General features: G+C 61.7%; 3 protein-coding genes. All 3 read right to left on the minus strand.

The features are described from left to right. Nucleotides 1-3,165, minus strand: a 3,165-nt coding sequence (locus K5845_RS20875) for a DEAD/DEAH box helicase (RefSeq protein ID WP_287959944.1), incomplete at its 3' end; no start/stop codon positions are given. After that, complete coding sequence (locus K5845_RS20880; RefSeq protein WP_287959945.1) at nucleotides 3,155-4,246, minus strand: hypothetical protein; 1,092 nt, start codon at nucleotides 4,244-4,246, stop codon at nucleotides 3,155-3,157. The genes K5845_RS20875 and K5845_RS20880, both read right to left, overlap by 11 nt. Beyond that, nucleotides 4,237-6,234 (minus strand): hypothetical protein (locus tag K5845_RS20885; RefSeq protein WP_287959946.1); only part of this gene is annotated, 1,998 nt, incomplete at its 5' end. The genes K5845_RS20885 and K5845_RS20880, both read right to left, overlap by 10 nt.

The following is a 6,234-nucleotide window of genomic DNA, read 5'->3' on the forward strand; positions in this document are numbered from 1 at the left end:
GCGGTAGTAGCCCTTCCGAGCCGCGAACACTGGGTCTTCTTCAGGGTCGATCGTGGCGACACGCGACCGACCGCAATTCATGCATCGGTCTTGCCCAGCAAACGGCCTCTGTGTCGTCCGGCACGCTTGGCAATAGGCCCAATCCCCGCCGACGTCGAGCCCGAGATTGGCGGCCCTCATCTTGTACTTCCTCGGCGCGACGAGTTCGCAGAAGGTGTCCAGAAGGATTGGTAGCCATTGCCGCTCGAAAGGACTCTTGACCCCGTTCGCACTTAACCAGCGGTCGAAGGCGGCGAACTTGCCTGAGTGTGCCCGGACTCCTTGGTGAGTCTGCCACCAACTGGGATCCATGCTCTGGAACCAGATCCCAGCGGATTGTCCGGTCCACTGGCCGAGCCAAGCGCGCACAAGGCCCATACGGTCCCCGTCCACCTCTGCGAAACCGGCCAGTGGCGGAAGACTCGCCAGCAAACGAGGCTCCAAGTTCGGGCGCTCGCGTACCGATGCGAGCGCAAGCGATTCAAACCCGTAGTACCGGTCGGTTACCGTCGTTACGATTCCGCGTAGCAATGACTGCGGCACCGTTTCGGCCCCGACGGTGCGCACGAGCTGAAGTACCTGACTTCCGTCGCTCAAGACGTCGAGATCGGCTGCAGCCTGAACCTCGCGAATAGCGTGAAGTGTTTCCGTACCTTTGAGCTGTGGACGAAGACGTACGCCCACGGACTGAGCTCCGATCAGGACCGCCAGATAGAGATCGTCCAGGTTCAGCATCGCAGCCACAGCGTCAAGGCTCTCCAGATGCTTCCAGCCCCGCAGCGCCAGGGGGCGTAGCGCGTCCTGTAGCGAATAGGTCTGGAGATTGGGGGCTAGTCGCGCTGCCGTCTGGCGGGAGTCGGAAAAGACGAGAACCTTCCTGCCGCGAAGCGGTGCAAAGTCAGAATACGGCTGGGCGCCCGGGGGCTGAACTTGGATTTGGCGCGTTACCAGAGCCTGGAAAGGCTGGTCACCCTTAGTTTGATGGTCTTGCACTGTGCTTCGGCCATACCCGGCGCGTTCGTTGCAGACCCCACACGGCCGAAACGCCCCGGCCGGGCTAGCCGCACCGGCCAAATCGTCTCCATCGAGGGACTCCGTGCGATCATGCTGAATAAACACGCGGCGAACGCGATCGCCCATGCGCGCTGGATTCAACCGCCCGGTCACCATGTCTAGTTCGACAGGCTCAACCGGCTCAATCGTCGGTTCTTCGAGAAGTATGTCGAGCGGCGCCAGCTCGGCGATGTGGCCTGTTACCGACTCGAAGCCCCCGCCCGGAGCGTTCCACAGAAATCGAGGCTCGTCCAGGTTATCGGTGTACGCGCGAGCATACGCCGATCCGCAGTTGCGGCATGTGAACAGCTCGAAAATGCGTGCTCCGCAACCACACACATCCAACGGCTGCGCATAGAGGCTCCCAACGGGGCTTCCGGCAAATTGATCATCTCGCTCGGTACAATTGTCGTCGATGCAGGCCCACAGGCCCGGGAGTCCCCGGAAGAAGGCATGCACACGACACGGAAGTATTCCTGGCTCTCCCGGGGATTGCCGCGCCAAGCTCCCAAGGGCGACCAGTGCCGTAGTCGCCCGATCGGCCACGTCTCGGTCGGCCGTAGGGAAGATCCGTGATCCCAACTCATCAAGCGGCCAAGCGGCCTGCATGGTGAGGTTAACTAAGAGGCTCATCGGGGCGTACGAGGCGAGCGCTGCGTATAACGCTTGGCCTAGCTGCGAATTGCCAGTTACACCGCGTGACCGTAGGAAGCCGTTGATAACTCGGATCCGTCCAGCGTCGCTGGTTGCCTCGTAGAACTCCTCCAGGGGTATCCCCGCCAGCTCGCTTGCATCGCTGTCGGTTCCACTCTCTGCGCCGGGGCGAAGCGCGAGCTCGCCCCTTATCGTTCGAAACCCCGCAACGTTCTGTCCCGACAACTGGGCCCCGAACTGACGAGCGTACTCACGATCATTGAAGCTTGCGCTTGTGCAGATGACTTGTATCCGGTCCTGCGCAACGCCGAGGCGAGCGCGAAGCCGCCGGAGTAGCAGACCAACTTCTGCACCCGCTGCCCCTCGATACAGGTGCGCCTCATCGACGATCAACAAGAGGCGCTCATCAGGATTGGCCGCCAACCAGTCGCGTGTCGCATCGAAGATCGGCCTCTCCAGTGGCCGCATGAGCATGTACTCCAGCATCGAATAGTTCGTAACGAGAACATCTGGAGGGTTCGCGAGTACCTCATGCCGAGTGAGGAGCTCAGGATCGTTTTGTCGCATGACCGCACGCTGAAATTCACCATTGCGGTCTAGCCAACGATCGCCGGATGAGCCGAACCAAGCTTGGAGATCCGGTTTAGCGGGCCATTTACCCCGTTCGCGCAGGGCGGCGATCAGATACTTGGCGCGCTCTTGCTCCGGGTCCTCAGCATCAGCCGCGCGATCAAGTAGGGAAACGTAGAAGCGTTCAATCGACTTAAGTCGAACGCCATCTTTCTTGACGGTCCGAATACCGGGATAGAGCGTTCGACTCGTGTAGCGAGCAAACCGGGCAGGTCGCCCAGCCCATTCAATGAATTTACCGGCAACGCGCGGATCTCCAAAGAGCAGTCGGAGCCTGCCCAACTGATCGTTGACGAGGGCGTTCATTGGATAGAGCAGGATCGCCCGCAGAGATGCCGTCTGAAACGACGCTGGAGAATCGTGTGCTTCGACGGCAAGCTTCGCCAACGTGGGGAATAGAAAGGCCTCCGTCTTTCCGGACCCCGTGCCGGTTGTGATCACTACGCTCTGCCGGTCCCGACTAATCGCCTCGAGAGCCTCAGCCTGATGGGAATAAGGCGGGTCGAACACCAGACTGCGCATGGGGTGGCCGGTGGAGTTCGCCATGCTCGCGAAGAGTGCCTTTGCCGGCTCCGGTATGTCGAGTTCGGAGAATCGTCGGCCAGGCGTATAGCGAGGCGTGCTCTCCAAGTACGGGGGGCGATGAACTACTCCCTCGCGCTCCAGGAGCGCCCGGCGCTGCCTAACCAGCGCCGGGTGTCCGATGTGGTATGTCGCCTCAATGTAATTCCGTAGCGCTGAACGGATCTCACTTACGGTTTCCGCGATCGTAGGGCTGCTACTCGCCACTGTCGCTCCCTCCCTGGCTTTGCGCTAGCCACATCGAGTCTTCTAGGTATGAGATCTCATCCAACAGCGCGTCCATCGGAACCGCGTATGAAAACAGCGCCCCCATGCCAGGCGACATGTCGGTTCCTACGACGTCTATTCGGCGCCGTAACCAGCTCGGTACAGGCGAAAACACGTCGATGATTCGTGTTGCGCCGTCCACGCGAACCCGAAACTCCTGAGGACGCCCTGCCCTAACATCAAGGGCAGCCTGCAGACGCCACGCTTCATCCGAGGGGCGGGCGAGCGAATCCTCGATCGGTAGGTCAATCAGGCGCTGAACTTCGCCCGCACGCACATCAGCAAAGCACCAAGCGTTCGCACCGTACGCCTGCGGCCGCCGAGCGACGAAGTGACCAGTGTCGCGCGGCCCCAGCGGGCGCCATCTGCCGATGTAATAGGTTACTCGCGCGCTGGGATCGATGACTAGAAGCCCATCGATTGGGCCCGTAGGGCCGGCGGCCTCCAAGTAGTTTGTGTAGAACTGCACCACCGCTTCAGCTGACGTCCGTCGTGGAGCGCCCAGCCAATGGTCGACGTGCATTTCGATCAGTCCTTCTGCCGCAAGAAGATCGGCGATAGCCGCGTCAGCACCGAGCGAGACTCGCCGGGTGTGTCGATCCGGCTCGACCAGCGAGAGGACCTCATCACTCACGAGAGCGGCACCGTCCGGCCGAATGCCAACGAGAAGCGCACAGTCGGGACGTACCGAGACGTAGGCTGGTGGCCCAAGAAAGAGTTGCCGGCGCGTGCGCGTGCCGTCATCAATTGCAAGTTCCAGCAGGTCGCCATACGACGCCAAGGACTCCACCATGCTGGCTACGTCTTCTGCCACGTCCACCGAACCTCCAAGCCGCGACACAGTCTCACTCACCGAGCGTGTCAGAGCCCCGGGAGTCGTTGGACACAGGAAGGATGCAGTGCGCCGTACCGCGGCGGCAAGGACCTCTGGCGATTCGAGCGCGAATCGGTCGGGATCAAGATCGAGCGACTTTACGGCGTGCCGCATAGCGACGTCTGGATCGATGCGCCTTACCCCCACGACCAGCCTCTGTAGATCCCGCCGGTGTCATGCTCGATCAGCGCGTGAACTTCTAGGACAAGAAGTCGCGCGACCCGAATGACGATAGTCGACACAAGAAGTAACTGAAGTGCAAGATCGAGCTCACTCTCCGAGGTCGCTGCCAAGGAAGCGGGGTCGCTAGCCAACTGCAGGGCAAATTGAGCCAGAGGGAAACGCCCGCGACCATGTCCAGCGTTGGGAGTGTGAGTGTCGAGGAGGCGCATCAACCGCATGCTGCGCTGTTGAGGTGTTAGGGCGAGCATCGCCTCAACGTCTCTAAGCAGGGAGGCAGCGAGAACGTGGTGTTGCCGTAGATCCCCCACTGCATGCTGGACTTCCGAGTACCTCAGCTCATCGAAGTCGCTCGCACGCCTTTCGAGCGCGGCCCATCGGCCGCCTCCTATAAGCGCGGCTATGTGACCAGCAATGGCCTGCTGGACGTGAAGGCTGCCCGTCGCCGCAAAGGGATCCGCCGGGAGGGACGCCGTGGCCCAGCTGGCCGATATCCCGAGTAGCCGGCGGACCTCCCCGCTCGTTCTAGGGCCTGGCGTGAGTCCCCTGACGTTGAGGCTTTCTAGATCTGTCGGGTGGCGGATGCGAGGAGGGAGGACATTCGACGCGCTGGCAGTTCCCGCTTCGGCCACCACGAGGCCGCCCGCCGGCCACGTGATTTCAGACACCTCGTTAAGCTCGACCGGGATTTGCCGGTCCGGATGGGCAAACTCGAAGATGCTCACCGTGGCCGCGCTCTCAGAATTGTTGAGTAGCCGAAGCTGTGGCGCGCCTCCCCGCCGTCCGGCAATCCACCGTAGAGGTGCAAATTCCCGTTCAGCCCGCAGCGTGACTGCGCCGAGGCGAGGGTGACGCACCGTGATGATGCACGACTCGGCCGAGTCGTAGAAGGACAGAAGGTCCTCGTCCTCGTGGAGCTCGCTCGTGTGTCGGCCCCACTGAGTGGCTTCGATCGGGAGCCGCGCATTTGTTCGGTGTCTTACGGACCGGCTCGATCCGTCGGCAAGGGCGGCTTCGAGCTCGATCTCCACCCCTTGTGGCCCACGCACCTCCAGCACTGCCCTTCCATCCCAGAGTTCCGAGAGAGTCGGATGCGCGGGGCTCGCCATGATCATGAGACCCTCGCCAAACGATCCTGCCGGTAGGCGCACCGGAGGACTCCGAATGACTATTTGCAGCGAACCCGCGGCGACGGGTCGATTGATCACGTCCGAGAACAATGAAACGCCGACTTGATGTGAACCGACATCAAGGTCGCTCAGTTCCAGAAACACCTCGCGCTCAGAGGCCGGCCACGGGATCAAATGGGGGACGCCGTTAAGTGTGATGATCCCCTTCGCTACGGCGCGCGATGATGAGATGGCTAGGATGGGCTGTTCACCGGCTAGCCAATCGGCAGCGCCTTCGCCGTCCCAAGAAGCGGGTGGTAGCGCGGCAGGGCGAATTAGAACATCCGTGACGGCGCCGAGGCCCAAAGCCTCCAGCGATGTTTCGTCGGCAGTGTTGAAGACCAAGGGGGCGTTAGCCGAGTATGCGTGGGCCCCCTGCATTGACGAGCCATTCGTCGGAGCAATCCAGCTCGGTAGCTCGGCTAGCGCCTCACGCGCCAGAAGGATGTAATGCTCCCCCGGCCGAAGGAACTTCCCGCGTACTTCATTGGCCCGCAGTTCGTCGCGGATGCGGAATACCCAAATCGGCCCAGGCGACAGAACGCATTGATCAGCTAGCAAAGCGTTGGTGGCTGCGGAACCGCCCTCTAGTTGCACTAGGGGTGCATCGGGGCGCGGCCACCTCGTCAACCTCAATTGGCGCCCTGGATATAGCAACTGCCCGCGTGCAAGAGGCGTCCCCTCATACCCTTCCACCAGTGAGCGCAAGCGCGCAGCTTCTTCCGGAACTGAGGGGAGCCGTTCGGCGAGGACGGACACGTCAGGGATTTCAAGATAAGGCGTCCA

It is taken from the genome of Filomicrobium sp. (assembly GCF_025698805.1).
Taxonomy (GTDB): domain Bacteria; phylum Pseudomonadota; class Alphaproteobacteria; order Rhizobiales; family Hyphomicrobiaceae; genus Filomicrobium; species Filomicrobium insigne.